This window comes from Thermostilla marina (genome assembly GCF_054657455.1).
This window is the reverse complement of record NZ_BAAHYR010000001.1, coordinates 2,332,403-2,351,581: the sequence shown is the minus strand read 5'-3', so window position 1 is coordinate 2,351,581 and position 19,179 is coordinate 2,332,403. Positions and strand designations below refer to the sequence as shown.

Genomic DNA, 19,179 nt, shown 5'->3' with positions numbered 1-19,179 from the left:
ACGGAACGGCTCGGCTCAACGATCTTCCAGCCTTCCCGATTTCTTGATGGCATACCAGAGCCGCACGCCCATCAGCGCGCTGAGCGCAACCCCGACCATCCCCGGCAACGATAGTTGCCGCATGGCGCCAAGTTCGATCCACCGGGCCAGAAAGGGAACGGACTCGAGGTGCGGAGGAACGTCGCCTGCCAGCAGCAACGACGAGCCGATGAACAATGCACTACTGAGCAATCCTAATACGAGACGATTGACCGAGGGCTCGAGTCCCCGGTGATCCAAATGAATGTCGAAACTGCCGCTTTGGATCTGCTCAAAAACGTCCGTCAATCCTTGCGGCAACATTTCGATCAAGTGCTGCACCTGCCAGTAGAACTGGCGGCTGCGACGAAAAATCTTTCGCGGCGAATACCGCTTCGCCAACATGTGACGCCGATAGGGCCGCATCACCTCGACAAGATTGAAACGCGGCGACGCGAGCTGCGCCGTGCCTTCGAGGCTGATGAGGGTTTTGATCAACAACGTGACCCGGGCGGGCAACGTGATTTTGTATCGCCGAATGATCTCAGTCATTTCGGTCAATGCGCCGCCCAAATCGAACTGATCGATGGGCTGATGCCCGTAGTAATTGACGAAGTCCGAGACATCGACGGCCAGCGAAGCCCGATCGCATCCCGGCGGCACGGCTCCGACGCGGGTAATAATGGCCGTCAGGTACTCGGCATCTTGCCCGGAGATCGCCAGCAGCATCTCTTCGATTTGATCCTGGAGCCGATCGTCGATTCGCCCGACCATGCCGTAATCGTACAGCCCGATGACATCGCCGGGTAACACGACCACGTTCCCCGGATGCGGATCGGCATGGTACAACCCATGATCGAAAATCATCTTCAGGAAGATATCGGCCCCGTTTTTTGCGATCTTTTCGAGGTCGACGCCTTGACGAACCAGCGCTTCGCGGTCTCGCAATGGAATTCCGTCGAGCCGTTCCATGGTCAGCACGCGCTTCGTGCACAGGGAACGATGACACTGCGGAATATGAATCCGCGGATCCCCGGCGAAGTTGCGGGCAAACTGCTCCATGTGGCGTGCCTCGCGAGTGAAGTCGAGCTCGCGCGACAGCATTCGTTGAAACTCTTGCGCCAACGCTCTGGGGCGATAGGGCGCAAACTCCGGCATGCGCTCCATCAACGTGGCCAACGCAATCAGGATGTCGAGGTCGATCTCCAACTTGCGGGCAATCCCAGCATGTTGAACTTTGACAACCACACGCTCCCCACTTTTCAGGCGTGCGCGATGCACCTGGCCGATCGACGCCGACGCAACGGGCGTCTCTTCGAATTCCGAGAACACATCGTCAAGCGGTCGGTTGAGTTCGGCCTCGAGAGTCTTGCGAACCACTTCGGGCGGATCCGGTTCGACGTTGGTCTGGAGTTCCTCGAATTCCTTGGCCATCGCCACGCCGACCACATCGGGGCGTGTGCTGAGCACTTGTCCCAGCTTGATGAACGCCGGCCCCAACTCGATCAGCGCGAGCCGACAACGGGTTTCCCACGAAATTCGCGCGATCGCGGTTCCACTCTGTGATTTGAGCAGATCCTTGGCAAATTCCGGGCCGAGACGTCCGATCCAGTCGGCCAGCCCGTATTTGCTCAGCACAGCCAGAATCTCGCCCCAGCGATATCCGTGCTTATAGATCTGAGCGATCGCAGAAATCCGCATCCCAGCGTCCTCGCGGAAACCGTAAAGTTTTTCGCCGAATCGCGAGCCTCCCCCCTTTACGTTTCGCGACGGCCGATCTATAAATCTTAACTTGCGGTTCGAAGCTCGCACGCGACAGCGTGTGGCAAGCGAACCGAGCCCGAAAAAATCACCCGGCGGCCCCTTGACGAAAGCCGCCACAAATGGTGTGATTAAGCTTCTCGCGACGGCCGCATGAGCCGATCCGAGAAGCAGCCCGGCCCAGAAGAAAATTTCGAATGGGGCGGGTTGAAAGGGTCGAGACGGTCGATATAATGACTTGTCTCGAAAAGACGCCGACGACCGGCGTCAGGGCGAAGAAAAAAATCGCCCGGCCCCCTTGACGAGCTGAACAAAGCCCACTAAATTTGAGGGCACACTCGTGAGGGGATAACCCCCGGCCAAAAGGACGAGAGCCGGGTTCCAGAAACGAATGGAATCCGATTCTCGTAAGTTTGGCTCGGAGTGATGTTCGTCAGAACGGTCACTCCGATTGTTCTTTGACAACTTGGTTGTGGTACAAGTGGCACAATTAGCCACGCCGAGCGTCATCGTTCGATCCGTCTGGGGTCGAGCGAAACGACAGCGAAATCGAGATCCTTTGGGATCTCACGGCGACTGTCGTTACGAGCTACACGGTAACTTTCGTGTGGTGAAGCGCTTATGCGAGCGTAAGATCCATGCGGTCAAGTTACTAAGGGCGTATGGTGGATGTCTTGGCGTCAGGAGGCGATGAAGGGCGTGGAAGACTGCGATAAGCCCGGGGGAGTTGTCAAACGAGCGTTGATCCCGGGATTCCCGAATTACCGTGCACTGAATCCATAGGTGCACGGGGCGACACCCGGTGAACTGAAACATCTAAGTAACCGGAGGAAAAGAAAGAAAACTCGATTCCCTAAGTAGCGGCGAGCGAACGGGGAAGAGCCCAAACCGCGGGGATTTTCCCTGCGGGGTTGTAGGGCCCACACATGGGACACGCAAGCTGCTAGCAGAACCGTCTGGAAAGGCGGGCCGCAGAGGGTGACAGCCCCGTACGCGAAAGCGGCCTTGCATCCCGTGGGTACCTGAGTAGGTCGGGACACGTGGAACCCTGACTGAAGCTACGGGGACCATCCCGTAAGGCTAAATACTACCTGACGACCGATAGTGAACCAGTAGGGCGACTGAAAGATGAAAAGAACCCCTGCTAGGGGAGTCAAAAGAACCTGAAACCATGCGCCTACAAGCGGTCGGAGCACTATGCCTCTCTTCGGAGGGGAATGTGTGACGGCGTGCCTTTTGCATAATGATCCGGCGAGTTACCGTTCACGGCCTGGTTAAGACCTTCCGGGTCGAAGCCGTAGGGAAACCGAGTCTGAATAGGGCGTATGTCGTGGGCGGTAGACGCGAAACTGCGTGAACTACCCATGGGCAGGGTGAAGCGCGGGTTAAACCGCGTGGAGGCCCGAACCCACTTGGGTTGAAAACCGAGGGGATGACCTGTGGGGAGGAGTGAAAGTCTAATCAAACGCAGAGATAGCTCGTTCTCTCCGAAATAGCTTGAGGGCTAGCCTCGAGTCACTACGCACCGGGGGTAGAGAGACTGAATTGGTTTGGGGGCCTTCGCCGGCTACCCTGCCGAACCAAACTCCGAATACCGGTGCGACTATCTCGGGAGTCAGTCCGCGGGGGATAAGCTCCGCGGACGAGAGGGAAACAACCCAGACCATCTGCTAAGGTCCCGAAGTATGGCTTAGTCACAAAGGAAGTAGGGTTGCTGAGACAGCCAGGATGTTGGCTTGGAAGCAGCCACCATTTAAAAAGTGCGTAACAGCTTACTGGTCGAGCAACCCCGCGCCGAAAATGAACGGGAGTAAGCCATACACCGAAGCAATGGACTCGGCGTCTCTTCGGAGACGTTGAGTGGTAGGAGAGCGCTGTAGGGCAGATACAGGCCGTACCGAAAGGAGCGGTTGCGGGCCCTACAGGTGATTATGCCGGAATGAGTAACGATAAAGCAGGTGAGAATCCTGCTCGCCGAAAGCCTAAGGTTTCCTGGGGAAGGTAATTCCGCCCAGGGTTAGCCGGTCCCTTAGTCGAGGCCGAAAGGCGTAGACGATGGACAGCAGGTCAACATTCCTGCGCCACCGGAGTGGACCGATGGAGGGACGGCGTCCGTAGGGTGAGCGGTACGGATAGAAATGTCCGTGGAACGATCTGAGGTGTCGGTAGGCAAATCCGCCGACATAAGCCAAGGGTCGGGCCCGATCGCGTTTACGTTCGAGAAGTCATCCGAAAGACGTCCGAGAAAAGCTTCTAAGGGTTGAAGCTCCGGTGACCGTACTAAAACTGACACAGGTAGGCGAGACGAGTAGTCTAAGGCGCTCGGGAGAACGCTGGTTAAGGAACTCTGCAAAATGGCCCCGTAAGTTCGCGATAAGGGGTGCCTCCGAAGGTGAATAGCTTTTGGAGGCCACAGTAAATCGGCTTCAGCGACTGTTTATCAAAAACACAGGACCCTGCCAACTCGTAAGAGGATGTATAGGGTCTGACGCCTGCCCGGTGCCGGTAGGTTAAGGAAGAGGGTTAGCCGCAAGGCGAAGCTCGCGACCGAAGCCCCGGTAAACGGCGGCCGTAACTATGACGGTCCTAAGGTAGCGAAGTTCCTTGACGGGTAAGTTCCGTCCTGCATGAAAGGCGTAACGACTGAAGCACTGTCTCAACCAGCGACCCGGTGAAATTGTAGTCGTGGTGAAGATGCCACGTACCCGCGGCTAGACGGAAAGACCCCGTGAACCTTTACTGCAGGCTGATATTGGGCTGTGGTATATCTTGTGTAGGATAGGTGGGAGGCTGTGAAGCCGGGACGCCAGTCTCGGTGGAGCCGTCCTTGAAATACCACCCTGGGTATACTTTAGTTCTAACTCCGATTCCCGTGAACCGGGCGGAGGACAGTGTCTGTCGGGCAGTTTGACTGGGGCGGTCTCCTCCTAAAGAGTAACGGACGAGTCCAAAGGTACCCTCAGCCTGGTCGGCAATCAGGCATAGAGCGCAAAGGTAGAAGGGTGCTTGACTGCGAGACCGATAGGTCGAGCAGGTACGAAAGTAGGGCTTAGTGATCCGGTGATTCCGTATGGAAGGGTCATCGCTCATCAGATAAAAGGTACTCCGGGGATAACAGGCTGATCGCGCCCGAGCGTCCATAGCGGCGGCGCGGTTTGGCACCTCGATGTCGGCTCATCGCATCCTGGGGGTGGAGGCGCTCCCAAGGGTTTGGCTGTTCGCCAATGAAAGCGGTACGTGAGCTGGGTTCAGACCGTCGTGAGACAGGTCGGTCCCTATCTACCGTGGGCGCGCGAAACTTGAGGAGGGTCTTCCCTAGTACGAGAGGATTGGGAAGGACGCACCTCTGGTGTACCAGTTGTCGCGCTAGCGGCACGGCTGGATAGCTATGTGCGGAAAGGATAAACGCTGAAAGCATATAAGCGTGAAGCCCTCTCCAAGATCAGGTTTCGTAAGAGCATTGCTCGAAAGCCCCCTGGAAGACTACCAGGTTGATAGGCCGGGTGTGTAAGCGCAGTAATGCGTTAAGCTAACCGGTACTAACGGGCGAAAACTTGACCGCATGTATCCTACGCTCAAGCGCACGTTCGACGTGGGTTGAGTCACTTGTCCACAACCAAAATACAACGCCGTCGTACGGCTTAATCGCCGGCGACGGTGCTTTCCGGTGGCTAACCTGGAAGGCCACACCCGTTCCCATCCCGAACACGGTAGTTAAGCTTCCAGGGCCGATGGTAGTGCCAAAAGCGTGAGAGTAGGTGCCGCCGGATTTAATACACAAGGTCCCCCGGGCGTTTCGTCCGGGGGATTTTTTTGCGCGGTTTCGGCTATTCGCCGCGTGTCTGGCGACCCACTTCCCCATTCGCTACGATAGGTGCGGCTGATGGCTGCCCGACAATCGATATCGCGCTCTAGGGAATCTCGGATGATTCGAAAGAGGGAAGCAAAGAAGGCGGACTTGCAACCGACCCTTTTTGATCGAAACGACATTCCGCCAGAAACATCAGGCGGTAGTACCGGCGAGCAGCTACTTCGTTCCTTGGTGGGCGAATGCGATCCACAGGACGACGAAGCCCTTCGGGCACTCATCGCCGGAAAGCATGTCTACGTGGTCGACTCACATTCGCTGATTCACCAGCTTTTCCACGCGTTACCGGAGATGACGGCCCCCGACGGGCGGTCGGTCGGTGCCGTCTTCGGATTTTGCCGAGACTTGTTCAATCTCGTCGCTCGCCGGCGCGTCGATTTCTTGTTCTGCGCTTTCGACCTTCCCGACAAGACATTTCGACACGAGCTCGACGAAGCCTACAAAGAGAATCGCGAGGAAGCCGCCCCCGATCTCATACAACAATTCCCTTTGACGGCACAATTGGCCGAGGTTCTCGGGATCCCTGTCCTGTCGTGCCCCGGCTACGAAGCAGACGACATCTTGGCCACCGTCGCCACCGTGACGGAAGGCCACGGCGGTGAATGTTTTCTCGTGACCAACGACAAGGACTGTCGTCAATTGCTGTCGGACCATGTGCGTCTGTACAATCTACGCAAACACGAAGTGTTCGATGCCGAATCGCTACGGAAAACGTGGGGAATTCGGCCCGATCAGGTCGTCGATTTCCAAGCTCTCGTCGGTGATGCGGGCGACAACGTGCCCGGTGTTCCGCTGATCGGCCCAAAGATTGCCGCGCAACTTCTCAATCGGTATGGCTCACTCGAAGAAATCTTCGCCCACGCCGACGAGATCAAAGGCAAACGCGGCGAAAACCTCCGGCAGTTTCAAGAACAAGCACGTCATGCACGGTCGCTGGTGCAACTCGAACGGAGTGTTCCGATCGCCATTCCCTGGTGTCGGGGTATCGTCGGCGCGACGGATATCGAACGGGCGCGTTCCTTTCTTCAATCGCTCGGGTTCCGACGCCTTATTCCTGAGCTGGACCGTTGGCCCCACAAAAAAGGCGGCATTCAACCCGCGGCAACGGCGTCTGCTTCTTCAAAAGCTAAAGTCACTTGCATCGAGACACCTGAACAACTGCAAGAAGTGGCCTCGCAATGGCAGACGATGGACTACCTTTCGATAGACACGGAGACCACCGGTCTTCGACCTCGTGAGGCCGATCTCGTCGGAATTTCCGTGTGCGACGCACAAAATCGATGTTACTACATCCCAATTCGATCTCCCGCAGGACAACCGGCGATTACGGAAGAGCAGGCGATTGCTGTGCTCCGCCCCATCCTGGAAGGCGAACGTCCCGCTAAAATCGGTCAAAACCTGAAATACGACTGGGTTGTATTCCGCCGCGTCGGGGTACCACTTCGAGGCATTGCGTTCGATACGATGGTGGCCAGCTACTTGCTGGATGCGGGCGAACGAAACCACAATCTCGACGAACTGGCAGCGCGGTATCTCGGCTACAAGACTACGAAAATCAGTGAGCTGATCGGCAAGAAAAAGAAAGATCAAAAGCGAATGGACGAGGTTCCTCTCGCGCAGATTGCCGAGTACGCCGGAGAAGACGCCTGGGTGCCGATGCAGCTCAAGCCGCTCCTCGAATCTCGCCTTCGTTCGGAAGGTCTGTACGAACTGTTTTCCGAGCTGGAAATTCCATTGATCGACGTGCTTGCCGAAATGGAGTTCTGGGGCATCCGGGTCGATCCGGAACGCCTCGCCGAACTGAGCTCGAAATATCGCCAGAAGATGGAGGAGCTCCACGAAGACATCCTCGAGCTGGCTGGAGAAGAATTCAACATCGCCTCTCCGAAGCAATTAGGCCGTATACTGTTCGACACACTCGCGCTCCCCGTGGTCAAGCGAACAAAGACGGGGCCAAGCACTGACGCCGAGGTTCTCGAAATCCTGGCGGATTTGCACCCCTTACCTGCGAAGGTACTCGCCTATCGGCAATACGCCAAACTACTGGGCACGTACATCGAAGCGCTGCCGCAGATGATCCTTGCCGAAACCGGCCGCATTCATGCGAGCTTTCACCAAGCGGTCACCGCAACGGGCCGGTTGAGTTCCAGCGACCCGAATTTGCAAAACATCCCGATTCGCACCGAAGAAGGTCGCGAGATCCGCTCGGCCTTCACTGCCGAACCGGGATATGTCTTGATCGCGGCTGACTATTCTCAGATTGAATTGCGGATGCTTGCCCACCTTTCTCAAGACGAGCAACTCACTTCCGCCTTCGAGCGCGGCGAGGATATCCACGCCAAAGTGGCCTCCCAAGTATTCGGCGTTCCCCTCTCGGAAGTGACCGCCGACATGCGACGCCAGGCGAAGGCCGTCAACTTCGGCGTGATTTACGGCCAAAGCCCCTTCGGTCTGGCTAAACAACTGAAAATCTCGCAGGACGAGGCCGCCGCGTTCATCGATGCGTATTTTCGCAGCTATCCCGGTATCGCCCGATTTCTGGAAGAAACCCTCGATACCTGTCGCAAGCAAGGATTCGTGACGACGATATTGAACCGCACGCGAGCCATCGAAGGGGTACGTCCTCAACGCAAGGGAAACCTGACGCTCCCGGAGCGGACGGCAATCAATACCGTGATTCAAGGCTCGGCGGCCGACTTGATCAAACTGGCGATGCTGGCAGTACACCGAAAACTTGCCGGCGAATTGCCCGACGCACGGCTCATTCTGCAAATCCACGACGAACTCATCGTGGAATGCCCGCGAAGTGTCGTTCAAGATGCCGCCGTATTGCTGAAACGCGAAATGGAAAACGCCATGCGATTGCGTGTTCCGATCGTCGTCGATGTCAAGTGCGGTGAAAACTGGGCAGACATGAGCCCGTTAGAAGTGTGAACGGCAAACGACTTCGATACCGCATCGTGGATTTCTTCCTTTTCATAACCCATGAAAATCGTTGGACTTACAGGCGGGATCGCGTCCGGCAAGTCGACCGTCGCTCGGATCATGGAAGAGCACGGGGCGACCGTCTCCTATGCGGACAAGATCGGGCATGCGCTGCTCGACGCCCCCGCGGTGAAACGTGACGTCGTCAACGCGTTCGGTCGTGATATTCTGGATTCCCAAGGGAACGTGTGCCGTAAGACGCTCGCTCGCCGTGTGTTCGGCGATCCGTGCGATCGGACCGATCTCGAAAAGCTGGAAGCCATCCTTCACCCCCGCATACTCGATGTCGTGCGGCGGCACATCGACACCACCCCCAACGAAAGGGGGGGCATACTGGTGATCGACGCGCCGTTGCTTCTGGAGGCGGGATGGGTTACCCTATGTCATAGGGTGATTTACGTCTCGTCCCCTGAATCGTTTCGACGACAGCGGGCCCATGAGCGAGGCTGGAGCGAGGAAGAGCTGCGCCGTCGCGAGGCGGCCCAACTTCCGCTGGAGTTGAAACGACTCCGTGCCGATTTGGTGGTCAGGAATTCCGGCTCGCTGGAAGAACTGCACCGGCAAACGGTACGGCTGATGGCCTTACTCGTCGGCTGAGTCCCGCACCCGGTATCGGAAGCTGGTTTCCCCTCGTGTGCGGTCGCACTCTCGCAGACGGCACTCATGGAGGCAGATTCCCTGCAATCGTTTCGCGTTACCCGCCCCTTACTCCGGCGGCGGAGTGCGCCGAGCGATCGCTAAACCCAAGTATCCTATCCGCCCGAATTCGGCAGGAGGCCGCTCGGGAACCATTCCCACCCTTTCGACGCATTCTGATCGTCGAAAACCTCGACTTTTCATTTCGAGCAGGAGTTCACGCCATGTCAGACTCCCGGAGCAACAAGAACCGCTCTCGTAGTCGAAATACGGCCCGCACGAAGTCCCGGTCACCGGAAGCCGCTGAAAAAAACACCGACACCGAAGCTCTGGAACGCCCCGAACCACTGCTGGCCGACGAACAGGAACCGCTGTCACTGGCTGAACAGATTGCGGAAGGCCGGATCCGGGTGCCAGCCGACAAGCGAGAGCCCGCCCCGGCCGAAGGGGACGGCGACAGCCAAATCGCCACTCTTCAAAAGATGTCGATGGCCGAATTGATCGAAGAGGCACGAAAGCAAAACGTCGCCGACTATTCGGGCATGAAAAAGCAAGAGCTCATCTTTCACATCCTCAAACAACGCGTGAAGATGAGCGGCTTGATGTACGGTGAGGGAACGCTTGAAATCTTACCTGACGGCTTCGGTTTTCTCCGCAGCCCCGACTACCACTATCTTGCCTGCCCCGACGATATTTACGTTTCGCCCAGCCAAATTCGGCGTTTCGGTCTGCGGACGGGCGTCACCGTGTCCGGGCAGATCCGGCCGCCGAAAGAAAACGAGCGGTACTTCGCGCTTTTGCGGGTTGAGGCGATCAATTACGAAGACCCGAACCTTGCTGCTAAACGGATCTTCTTCGACGACCTCACCCCCATGCATCCCGATACACGCATCGTCCTCGAAACGACGGCCGATGAAATCGAATGCCGGGTCGTCGATCTGATCGCCCCGGTCGGGTTCGGCCAACGCGGGTTGATCGTCAGTCCTCCTCGGGCAGGAAAGACGATCCTGCTGCAAAAGATGGCCAAGGCCGTCTTGCACAACTACCCGGACTGTTACGTGTTCATGCTGCTGATCGACGAACGTCCGGAAGAAGTCACCGACATGGAACGCCAGGTCAAGGGCAAGAATTGCGAAGTCATCAGCTCAACCTTCGACGAGGCCCCGTCCCGGCATATTCAGGTGTCGGAAATGGTCATCGAAAAGGCCAAGCGCATGGTCGAGTACGGACGCGACGTCGTGATTTTCTTGGACTCGATCACGCGACTGGCGAGGGCCTGGAACGCCGAATGTCCTAACTCGGGCAAGATTCTTTCCGGCGGTGTCGACGCGAACGCTCTTCAGCGTCCTAAACGATTCTTCGGAGCCGCGCGCAAAGTCGAAGAAGGCGGCTCGCTGACGATTATCGCCACAGCCCTGATCGACACCGGCAGCAAGATGGACGAAGTCATCTTCGAGGAATTCAAGGGCACCGGCAACATGGAAATTGTGCTCGATCGATCTTTGGTCGACAAGCGGATTTGGCCCGCCATCGATATCAACCGGTCGGGGACGCGCCGCGAAGAAATGCTGCTCGATCCCGAGGAACATCGCCGTGTATGCCTGCTGCGACGCGTTCTCAACGAAATGAACGCCCCCGATGCCATGGAATTCCTCGTCAACCGGCTGGCCAAAACGAAGACGAACGCCGAGTTCCTCATGAGCATGAACGTCCGCTGAACGGCCTTCCACATTTTGGCATCCGCGGGTGTTTTCGATTACGTCCTCACCCCCGTCGTGCACCCGGATTCGGTCGCGTACAATGAAGTTTTCCCGGATGTAAGTTGCGGTCGGTGTCTGCTCGATCCGACCACAAAGGTATTTCCCGTCGCGTATGAGGGAGCTTCATGAACAGCAACGTGCCAACCGTTTCCGACGGATGCCGGGTTGTCGACGGCCGAAGCGGCGACATCACCGGGCGATACGCCGTCGTCGTGTCGCGCTTCAACGACCGCATCACCGGTGGGTTGCTCGACGGTGCCGTGTCGACCCTGATCGAAAAGGGAATCTCCGCCGATTCGATCGACGTGTATTGGGTTCCCGGCGCCTTCGAACTTCCGACGGTCGCCGGCGAGTTGGTCCGGCAAGCAAAGCACGCGGCCGTGTTGTGCCTGGGTGCGGTCATTCGGGGCGAAACGACGCACGATCAACACATCAACCGGGCCGTCAGTCGCGAAATCGCCCGTCTCGGTACCGACTCCGGAATCCCCGTGTTGTTCGGTGTACTCACTTGCAACACCCTCGAGCAAGCGATTGCCCGTTCGGCTCCGGTAAAAGGAACGACGGGCAAAGATCGCCCCGACAGCCGCATCGGCAACAAGGGCGCCGAGTGTGCTGAAGCGGCCGTCGAAATGGTCGGATTGCTCCGCCGCATTCGCAATCAGTAGGGGAGTGTCTATGGCGACACCGAGCCGACGAGCCCGAGCCCGTGAGGTCGTTCTGCAACTGCTCTATCAGGATGACCTGAACCCGCAAAACAATCCTGCCTTAGGCCAACAGTTCATCAAGGAAGAACTGCCGGATGCCACCTTGCGCAGTTTTGCCGAAGAGCTGCTGCGCGGCGTGCGCCGGAACCGCTCGGAACTCGATCGGCGAATTGCGTCGGTAGCCGAAAACTGGTCGCTCGACCGCATGGCCGGAACGGACCGAAACGTGTTACGGCTGGCAGCGTATGAGCTACTTTACACCTCGACGCCCGAACGTGTTGTGATCGATCAGGCCGTTGAGCTGGCCAAGAAGTTCGGCACGGACCAATCCTCCGCCTTCGTCAACGGGGTTTTGGACCGACTACTCAAAGAAAAAGGGAAAACCGTCCCCCCGGCGACCTCCTGACGGCCGGTCGCGGGCTCCCGGTTTTTCACGACATTCGAGGAATGACGTCATGGGATTGCTCGACAAAATCAAGCAAGGCCTCAAAAAGACGGCCACTCTTCTCAAGACCGACGTTCGTGACTTGTTCAAGTCGGAAGGTCGGTTGGTAGATGACGATCTACTCGAGGAGGTCTTCGAAGCGTTAGTGAAAACCGACATGGGCGTCGATGCCTCGCAAGAGATCGTGGATGACTTGGCCGACGCATTTCGCGGTCGCGTCGTCAAATGGGAGGAGTTGCTCGAGCGGGTCAAGGCCAAGCTCAAAGAGCTGCTCCGTCAACCGCCCGAACCGATCCGCTTTGCCGATAGCGGTCCGACCGTCATCATGGTCTGCGGCGTCAACGGGTGCGGAAAAACGACCAGCATCGCCAAGCTGACCCATCTGTTCATCTCACAAGGCAAAAAAGTGGTTCTCGGGGCCGCCGATACCTTCCGTGCTGCGGCTGTCGAGCAACTGACGATTTGGGCGCAGCGTCTCGGCGCACACATCGTCACCGGCCCGCCTAAATCGGACCCCGCCAGCGTCGGACACAAGGCCGTTGCCGAAGCGATTGAAATGAACGCCGACGTGTGCATTATCGACACGGCAGGGCGATTGCAAACGCAGCAAAACTTGATGCGGGAATTGTCGAAGATCTACCGCGTTCTCGGCAAGCAAATCCCCGACGCCCCCCACGAAGTGTTATTGGTCCTTGACGCAACGACCGGCCAAAACGGCATCAGCCAAGCCAAGCATTTTACCGATGCCGTCCAATGCACCGGAATCGTACTCGCCAAACTCGACGGCACGGCCAAAGGCGGAGTCGTCGCCGCCATCCGGAAGCAGGTCGGCATCCCCGTCAAGTACGTAGGGGTCGGTGAGAAAGCCGAAGATTTGGCACTGTTCGACGCCGATTCGTTCGTCGAAGCACTTTTCGCGGAAGACACCGTCGGCTGATCCGAGGTCGATCCCGCAATGGAGCTTCTTCACCTCCGCGGCACATTGCCCACCCGGATACGGCCGTCCTTCTCAGAAAAATTGGATTCCGCCGCCGAATCCTGATTATGATGACGGCATCAGAACGTATCCCACGTCGCGGGCTCGCTGCCCGCGCGTCCACACAACTCAGCGAACGGAGGTGTGATCGTGTCCCGACATTCCCGCCGCGACGTCGTCAAGCTGGCGGCCGCTTCTGCCGTCGTCCCTTGGATTCTTCCGCGCTCAGTTTTTGCCTCGTCACCCGCCGAAACGGTCCGGATCGGCATCATCGGATGCGGTGGCCGGGCGCGTTCCATCGTTCGGGAGTCGGCCGAGATCCCCGGCATGAAAATCGTAGCCGTTTGCGATTGCTTCAAGCCGGCGGTCGATCGGTTCGTTCAGGATGTCGGCAAAGAGAAGGGATGGGCTACATACGAAGACTTCCGCAAGATGATTGAAGAGCAGAAGCTCGACGGCGTCATGATCGAAACGACGACCCATGCCCGTTCGTGGATCGCCGTGAATGCCATGCAGATGGGCGTCGACACGTACATCGAAAAGCCGATGTGCCTGACCATCAAAGAAGGCCGCCACATGGTCAAGGCAGCCCGCAAGTACGGCACGGTCACGCAGGTCGGTACCCAGCAACGGTCGATGCCGATCAACAACTGGGCCAGCGATTTGGTAAAAAACGGAGCGATCGGCAAGGTGCTCAAAGTCCTCGCGCCGAACTTCGTCGGACCCGATCGATGGCCGAACAAGCCCGAAATGCCCATGCCGGAAGGCGGCAGCGAAGGTTGGTGGGACGTATGGACAAACCAAGCAGAACTGCGTCCGTACCACCCCGAATTGCACCACGGCTGGGAACGTTGGTGGGCCTACGACGGCGGCGGCCTCTGTTTCGGCGTCACCGGTTGGGGAACACACTCCTACGACCAGATCCAGCGCGCATTGGGAACCGACGAAACCGGCCCTGTCGAAATTGTCCTCGAAGAGCCCGTTCAGGTGGGCGGTTGCGGGAAGTTCGAAAACATCCCGGATGACGATCCGACTTATCTTGAGTACCTTCACCGATTGGCCAAACCCGTGGTCGGCCCGCGGGCAAAGGTCCGCATGAAGTATGCAAGTGGAACCGAGTTGCTCCTGCACCTCGACGGCGATTGGGGGCCCGGTCTCGGTGCCATCTTCATCGGAGAAAAAGGCAAGATCGAAATCAACCGCAACAAGATCGCCGCGAACCCGAAGGAGCTCGTCGACTCGCCCGACAACCCCGGTCCCAACACCCGGCCGGAAACGGAATATCACATCGCCAATTGGATCGACTGCATTCGCACGCGGAAACGTTGCAACGCCGATATCGAGTACGGCTTGCGATCGACGACGCTGTGCTACTTGGTCAACATCGTCCGGGAACTGGGAGAAGTCGGGAAGCCCTTGCGATGGGATCCCGAAACCGAAACGTTCCCCGAGAACGCAGCGGCCGATCATTCTTCGTACATGGAACGGGAGCGCCGTAAAGGCTACGAGCTGCCCACCTTGGCCTGATTGAAAAGCTCTCATATCGCCGACGATCGAATGATCGAGCGGCAATCCGATCGCATTTCGCCGGGACATCGTGGCGACGATGTCCCGGCTTCTTTTTGCGCTTTGCCGACCCCGCAGACGCCCTTAGAAATCCTCCGAATCGTGGAAAACCTTGCGGCTTGGCGCAGATTTTCGGTTGGTGCCGATTATTCACTCCGCTCTCGGGAGGGGCCGATGCGTTGTGCAGCTCGTTACAACCGATACAACCATACCATCCGCCAAGACGGACACGATCATCAGGTTGAAACGATCCAATACGGGCTGCATATTCCGATTGACTCGCTCCGATATTCTAAACCGGCAAGATGCCGCCGCAGGACAGCCCATGCTCCGAAAAAGGGGATTTCCCGCAGCAACCGGGCCTCGCCGTGCCATATTTAGGCCCGCAGCACCCCAAGGGAATTACAGGGAGGTAACACGACCCATGAAGGCACGTCGCCTACTCTTTGCATTTTTCGCTTTTTCTTGCGTCGGTCTCGTCGCGGCGGGGGCGATTCCAACCGCTTCGCCGTCTGCCGACGGCACAACCGCTTCAGCGACCCAGTCGCAGGAAAACGCAACCTCATCGTCTGACTTGGCGCCCCGCACCCGATACACCGCGTCGACCGAGATCCGGTTTCGTGACCCCGACAACGCGAAGCAGGGTGCCGAAATCCTCGTTCGCGAAGCACTCGACCCGCTCGCGCGTGCCGAACTTCGCTTGGTTGCCGCGTTGGAACACGACAACGGCGTCACACGTATCGCGACCTCCGCCGAGGAAAGCACGTCGAAATCGGTCCGACAACCCCGCGGCGTGTTGCTCACCGATGCGGCTGAACCGATCGAGGTGCCGTCGCTCGCCTTGGTCGCATCCGACGGTGTCCTGATGCCGATCCCCGATTTTGCAACGCATCCGCCGGTGGCGTCTTCGATGGACGGCGAACCCGCGTCGAGTGCTTCTCCCAGCGATGTTTCCGTGGATGCGTACGGCTGCGATAGCTGCGGAACGCCGAGTTGCACGTCGTGCGGTTCCTGCGGCGGATTGTTCTCGGACTGGCTGCCGTGTAATCCTTGTCGGCCCAGCGATCCGTGGAAACTGCGGACACCCGGTTTCCTGGCCTGCCGCGGCTGGGAAATCGGCGGCTGGATCGATGCCGGGATCTCGGCGGTCGCCAACAATCCCGCCGATCGGTACAACGGCGTCGTCACCTTCAACGATCGTGACGGCGAAGGACAACTCAACCAGCTGTGGTTCTACCTGAACAAAGACGTCGATACCGACGCCTGCGGGTTCAGCTACGGCGGTCGCTTGGACTTCGTCTACGGAACCGACGCCCGCTTCACACAGGCGGTCGACGGCCTGGAAGCCGATTGGGACCAGACGGAACCCTTCTATCAAGCCGCCTTGCCGCAGTTCTACCTGGACGTGGCCTACAACGGCTGGGTCGTTCGGATGGGACATTTTTACACCACGATTGGGTACGAAGTGGTGGCCGCTCCCGACAACTTCTTCTACTCGCACGCCTACACGATGCAATACGGCGAGCCGTTCACGCACACCGGCTTGTTGCTGATGCGTGAGCTGGGCGGCGGCTTCGCTTTCTCCGCCGGGTTGCAACGGGGTAACGACCAGTTCGACGACACCGACGGCCTGGATGCCCTGGGCTTTTTGGGCGGTGTGAGCTGGACCAGTTGCGACGAGCGTTTGTCGGTGGCGTTCAACATCAGCGCCGACGAAGCCGGTCCGGATCAACCGGTCACGATCTACAGCCTCGTGGGTAATTGGCAGGTGACCGACAATTTGGAATACGTGATTCAGCACGACTGGGGGAACCAGGAGTGGGCCAACGGCGGCTCGTCGCAGTGGTACGGGCTGAACCAGTACTTCCTGTACACGATCAACGATTGCTGGAAGGCCGGGATGCGTGTGGAATGGTTCCACGACGGCGACGGCGTTCGGGTGAGCGGTCTGGGCGTCGGCAATCAGACGGCGGGCAGCTTCCCGGGCGATTTCTACGAAATCACCGCGGGCTTGAACTGGACGCCGCATCCGAACCTGATCGTTCGTCCCGAGCTGCGTTGGGACTGGTACGAGGCGGACGGTGCCGTGGCTTCGTATCCATACGACGCCGGCGACCTCGACCACCAGTTCATCTTCGGTTGCGACATGATCGTGACCTTCTGAGCAAATTTTGCGAATCCCACAAAACACATTTCCAAGGGCCGCGTCCAACGACGCGGCTTTTTCTTTGGAACAAAAGCACGCATTAATCGCCACGCAATGCACATTCCATGTGCATTTACAAACGCGCATGCGCGGCAGAAAAGCACAGGAGATTCCTCTTGGCAACGTTGTCCATTGCCATGCCACATCCTCTTGCTATTTGACAGGTTATGAGTTCCAGGCAAATCCTGCACGGCTTCGGCATCGCGATTGCATTCCCCGATATTGGCTAGGAATTTGCACCGCAGAAGTAGAGTGACGCCAACCCCTCGGCTCCCTCAAGCGGGTGGAGAGGAACCATTTGCTTAGAGAGTACAGTCGGCAGACAAAGACCAAGCACAGACGCCGTTGCGAGGTACGTTCATGCCCCACCGTTCTCATCGGAAGAAGAAGCCGAAGGCCTCGATAACCTCGAACACGGCATGCCCGGTTGCCCGCTGGGAATCACGACCGCTGCCGCCCCGGCAACCTGCGCGAGCCTGGTCGCCGCTCCCGGCGAATCTCCGCTTGAGCCCACATGCTGTCTGAGGGTCAACGTTGACTACCGCATTCGTTTCTGTTGGTTGATTCATGGAATCAAGGAGGTGATCCCTATGTACGATCGGCTGTCAGTCGCAGAACGACAGACGGTGTCCAGCGGCGCGTCCTGTTTGCCTTGGGAACCGTTGAGCATCATGGCTGCCACCAAGCGACATCCGGGCAAGACGGCGTGTCGTCCCCGTTTTTTGAATGCCCGGATTTCTCGGTGATCTTGATCCCGGTCGATCGGAGGGGTACGATGCACAGTCGTCTCTTAATAGAGGAACTGCGTCGATGAAACTAATCATTGCGATCATTCAGCCGGAACGCCTGGAAGCCGTCAAAACCGCCCTCGCCGAGGTCGAAGTCTTCCGCATGACGGTAATGGACGTTCAAGGTTTCGGCCGCCAGCGCGGTCAACCCGAACTGCATTTGGGCGACGATTTCGCCGTCAACCTGGTGCGCAAAGTCCAGGTCATGATCGCCGTCAACGAAGAGTTTCTTCAACCCACGATCGACGCCATCATCAAAGGCGGAAGGACCGGAGAAAAGGGACAAGTGGGAGACGGAAAGATCTTCGTTTTGCCGCTGGAAGACTGCATTCGAATTCGCACCGGCGAGCGAGGCGGAGAAGCCATTTGACGTCGTGTTCCGTGTCGATCCACGAGGACGCCTGGAAGGGGCACGAAAAAGCAAGCGGGCCGGGGCAGTGGGCGACCGTCCCGGCCCGTGGGGCTTGATACTCTTGGCCAAACTACCGCTTTTTCAGCGAGACGGCGATCCCCGCATCACTCATGTGGAAAAAGAGTGTTTCGAGTTCCGGATTCGTCGTGATCATCTCAATGTACTTCGGATCCGGGGCGGGGCGGTTCATATTGTGCCCGATGATCAGACCGCCCGGCCGCACCAGGGGAAGCAGCTTCGTCAAATAGTCGGGATACCCCGGCTTGTCGGCATCGATGAAGACCAAGTCGATCGGCCCTTTGAGCTTGGTGACTTCTTCGTGGGCATCCCCTTCGATCAAGGTGACGATATCGGCGACGCCGGCGCGGGCGAAATTCTTGCGAGCCAGCTCGGCCCGCTGGTGATCGATTTCGAACGTCGTGAGTTTTCCACCGGTCCGCTTCAATGCCAGGGCCATCCAGGTTCCGGAAAACCCATTCGACGTCCCGATTTCAACGACATTCTTGGCGTCGATCGCCTCGACGAGCAACCGCAACAGGCGTCCGTCGTTCAGCGGCACGTTCATATTACCCGCCCGCTGATTCTCATCCATGTCTTTCAGTACGCCGAGCACGCGCTGCTCGAAGTCATCTTTCGGCAATGGGGGCTTTTCCAGCGAATTGGATCCGGAGCCGACGGAAGGCAGTACGCCGGGCCCCCGTCGTCGCCCCCCGAACAATTCGGCGGGGCTAATTTCGCCGTTACCGTCGGCATCCAACTTCTTGAGAGACTCCCCGGCCGTGGCGAGTTCGCCGGCCGAAATCACGCCGTTTCCGTCGGCATCAAGCACTCGCATCACAGCAGGTTGTCCAAGTCTCGTGGACGGCTGTGCTGCTGCGTCGCCTGCCGCTAAACAAACCCCTCCCAAGCCGACCAGTACCGCCGTCAGGAATCGCATCGTAGTTCTCTCCTTGTCGCATCATCAATTCGGAACCGACCACACTGCTTCAGTTTGCCGGTGTGCGACTGCCGGTAGCCGATATACGGTCTACCCGGAGGCGCACAGCTCAAATGG

Annotated in this window: 11 protein-coding genes and 2 rRNA genes; 11 read left to right on the top strand and 2 right to left on the bottom strand. The window is 58.1% G+C overall.

The window, feature by feature from the left end:
* Positions 1 to 15: 15 nt before the first annotated feature.
* Complete coding sequence (locus ACYQ2I_RS08640; protein WP_460166607.1) at positions 16 to 1,719, bottom strand: ABC1 kinase family protein; 1,704 nt, start codon at positions 1,717 to 1,719, stop codon at positions 16 to 18.
* Between the two features lie 702 nt (positions 1,720 to 2,421).
* On the opposite strand from ACYQ2I_RS08640, the gene ACYQ2I_RS08635 reads away from it, so the two are divergent.
* The 11 genes from ACYQ2I_RS08635 (at position 2,422) to ACYQ2I_RS08585 (ending at position 18,083) form a co-directional block, all read left to right on the top strand.
* Positions 2,422 to 5,341, top strand: a 23S ribosomal RNA gene (locus tag ACYQ2I_RS08635).
* Positions 5,342 to 5,442: 101 nt separating this feature from the next.
* Positions 5,443 to 5,549: ribosomal RNA gene (rrf, locus tag ACYQ2I_RS08630) — 5S ribosomal RNA — on the top strand.
* Between the two features lie 155 nt (positions 5,550 to 5,704).
* On the top strand, positions 5,705 to 8,581 hold the full coding sequence (gene polA, locus ACYQ2I_RS08625; protein ID WP_460166606.1) for a DNA polymerase I: 2,877 nt from the start codon (positions 5,705 to 5,707) through the stop codon (positions 8,579 to 8,581).
* Positions 8,582 to 8,632: 51 nt separating this feature from the next.
* Positions 8,633 to 9,229, top strand: coding sequence for a dephospho-CoA kinase (coaE, locus tag ACYQ2I_RS08620; RefSeq protein ID WP_460166605.1), 597 nt, complete (start codon positions 8,633 to 8,635; stop codon positions 9,227 to 9,229).
* 263 nt (positions 9,230 to 9,492) lie between these two features.
* Positions 9,493 to 10,986, top strand: a complete 1,494-nt coding sequence (rho, locus tag ACYQ2I_RS08615; RefSeq protein ID WP_460166604.1) for a transcription termination factor Rho — start codon at positions 9,493 to 9,495, stop codon at positions 10,984 to 10,986.
* Positions 10,987 to 11,153: 167 nt separating this feature from the next.
* Positions 11,154 to 11,693: a 6,7-dimethyl-8-ribityllumazine synthase gene (gene ribH / locus ACYQ2I_RS08610; RefSeq protein WP_460166603.1), complete on the top strand. Its 540-nt coding sequence runs from the start codon at positions 11,154 to 11,156 to the stop codon at positions 11,691 to 11,693.
* A 10-nt stretch (positions 11,694 to 11,703) separates the two neighbouring features.
* A complete protein-coding gene (gene nusB, locus ACYQ2I_RS08605; RefSeq protein ID WP_460166602.1) occupies positions 11,704 to 12,138 on the top strand; it encodes a transcription antitermination factor NusB in 435 nt (144 codons plus the stop codon).
* Between the two features lie 49 nt (positions 12,139 to 12,187).
* On the top strand, positions 12,188 to 13,114 hold the full coding sequence (gene ftsY, locus ACYQ2I_RS08600; protein WP_460166601.1) for a signal recognition particle-docking protein FtsY: 927 nt from the start codon (positions 12,188 to 12,190) through the stop codon (positions 13,112 to 13,114).
* Between the two features lie 189 nt (positions 13,115 to 13,303).
* Complete coding sequence (locus ACYQ2I_RS08595) at positions 13,304 to 14,680, top strand: Gfo/Idh/MocA family protein (RefSeq protein WP_460166600.1); 1,377 nt, start codon at positions 13,304 to 13,306, stop codon at positions 14,678 to 14,680.
* Positions 14,681 to 15,143: 463 nt separating this feature from the next.
* Positions 15,144 to 16,883, top strand: coding sequence for a porin (locus tag ACYQ2I_RS08590; protein WP_460166599.1), 1,740 nt, complete (start codon positions 15,144 to 15,146; stop codon positions 16,881 to 16,883).
* Between the two features lie 852 nt (positions 16,884 to 17,735).
* Complete coding sequence (locus tag ACYQ2I_RS08585; RefSeq protein WP_460166598.1) at positions 17,736 to 18,083, top strand: P-II family nitrogen regulator; 348 nt, start codon at positions 17,736 to 17,738, stop codon at positions 18,081 to 18,083.
* A gap of 112 nt (positions 18,084 to 18,195) precedes the next feature.
* On the opposite strand, the gene ACYQ2I_RS08580 is transcribed toward ACYQ2I_RS08585, so the two are convergent.
* On the bottom strand, positions 18,196 to 19,062 hold the full coding sequence (locus ACYQ2I_RS08580) for an O-methyltransferase (protein WP_460166597.1): 867 nt from the start codon (positions 19,060 to 19,062) through the stop codon (positions 18,196 to 18,198).
* Between the last annotated feature and the right edge of the window lie 117 nt (positions 19,063 to 19,179).

What these genes read in the sequence shown, in the direction of transcription:
- coaE (WP_460166605.1), top strand. Translation starts at nt 8,633, where the DNA reads ATGAAAATCGTTGGACTTACAGGCGGGATCGCGTCCGGCAAGTCGACC.
- ribH (WP_460166603.1), top strand. Translation starts at nt 11,154, where the DNA reads ATGAACAGCAACGTGCCAACCGTTTCCGACGGATGCCGGGTTGTCGAC.
- nusB (WP_460166602.1), top strand. Translation starts at nt 11,704, where the DNA reads ATGGCGACACCGAGCCGACGAGCCCGAGCCCGTGAGGTCGTTCTGCAA.
- ACYQ2I_RS08640 (WP_460166607.1), bottom strand. Translation starts at nt 1,719, where the DNA reads ATGCGGATTTCTGCGATCGCTCAGATCTATAAGCACGGATATCGCTGG.
- rho (WP_460166604.1), top strand. Translation starts at nt 9,493, where the DNA reads ATGTCAGACTCCCGGAGCAACAAGAACCGCTCTCGTAGTCGAAATACG.
- ACYQ2I_RS08585 (WP_460166598.1), top strand. Translation starts at nt 17,736, where the DNA reads ATGAAACTAATCATTGCGATCATTCAGCCGGAACGCCTGGAAGCCGTC.
- ftsY (WP_460166601.1), top strand. Translation starts at nt 12,188, where the DNA reads ATGGGATTGCTCGACAAAATCAAGCAAGGCCTCAAAAAGACGGCCACT.
- ACYQ2I_RS08590 (WP_460166599.1), top strand. Translation starts at nt 15,144, where the DNA reads ATGAAGGCACGTCGCCTACTCTTTGCATTTTTCGCTTTTTCTTGCGTC.
- polA (WP_460166606.1), top strand. Translation starts at nt 5,705, where the DNA reads ATGATTCGAAAGAGGGAAGCAAAGAAGGCGGACTTGCAACCGACCCTT.
- ACYQ2I_RS08580 (WP_460166597.1), bottom strand. Translation starts at nt 19,062, where the DNA reads ATGCGATTCCTGACGGCGGTACTGGTCGGCTTGGGAGGGGTTTGTTTA.